General features: G+C 34.0%; 2 protein-coding genes. Both read left to right on the top strand.

Annotated features, from left to right (window positions below; genetic code table 11):
• The coding region (locus tag ACCC84_RS23800; RefSeq protein ID WP_371902414.1) for a hypothetical protein at positions 1 to 630 on the top strand (630 nt) is incomplete at its 5' end.
• A 190-nt stretch (positions 631 to 820) separates the two neighbouring features.
• Positions 821 to 1,150 (top strand): hypothetical protein (locus ACCC84_RS23795; protein WP_371902413.1); only part of this gene is annotated, 330 nt, incomplete at its 3' end.

Genomic DNA, 1,150 nt, shown 5'->3' with positions numbered 1-1,150 from the left:
GTTATGTATGATAAATCGATGTTCCTTGCGGAAGATGCAGAACCACCATACGTACGCATGAAAAATCTCTTATTTTCTATGCGTGAGTATCATGAACTTTTAATGAATCTACCAAATCTAAATATATACATCTGCTCTTTGAAAGAAGCTGGAGATGTTATTTCAGATATCATTCTAGGAATAGATGATAATCAAAACTTTGAACAAGATATTCTTTTGCCTTTATCTCAACGTACAGTAGGAGATGCTGATTGGCGCTACGCATTTGTTGAAAAAGTTCAAACATTTAAGGAAACAATAGATGGTGGTCTTAGACGAACGTATAGGAGAGATAAAGATGCTATGCAAGATTTCTTCTTTATTTTTGGGAATGAAAATGATTACCGAATGATTGCTAGATTAGACGACGTTGTGTTTTCAAGAAGAGAAGGCGATGAGGGGGTGCCACTTGTTGTGATTTATCCAAAGCGCAACAAGGCTAGAGATATACTTTTAATGGACACTTATGACAACGTATTACTGCTATCCCTTCAAAATGAAGGTGTTACTATTGACGCAGATGAACAGATCATGGCACGTACTGCAAATAACATACATCCGAAAAGACGAAAGTTTGTTGAATTATATTAATCGTTTATTTTTTATATACTTTTATACAATTTTATTGATTTTTATTATTTAAGGTGTTAGAATAGCGTTTGAACATATAATAAAAACTACAATCAAATCAGAACATATGAAATTAAGGCAAGCGACACACGCTGTTTTTACAGTGGGTGTCGCTTGCCTTTTTTTATATGGAGAAAGGTGGAAAATTAAAATGGATTTACAATATGCAACTACTACAACTGGGGGAGTGCTCTCTGCTAGAGAAGCGTTTAAAAACCCAGAACTAGTCCTCAAACATATGACAGAAGAGGGGGCAACGTTTAATGTTTCTCTACAAGATATACAAATCCCAGGAAAACCGAATTACTATTGGTATGATGTAATCATTGAAACGGCAACAAATAAAAAAATAGAGGTGAATATTGCAGTACTTTCTCAAGAAGAATACGACCAACTATGTGAAAGAAGTAGTATTGATTTATATTTAAAACAAACCGAAGATGCAGCGAAGTTCTTTCTAAAAAAATCAAAGGAACAATTC

Source organism: Serratia odorifera, from assembly GCF_041448735.1.
Classification (GTDB): domain Bacteria; phylum Pseudomonadota; class Gammaproteobacteria; order Enterobacterales; family Enterobacteriaceae; genus Serratia_F; species Serratia_F odorifera.
The sequence above is the reverse complement of the archived record's forward strand: the minus strand, read 5'-3'. Positions and strand labels throughout refer to the sequence as shown.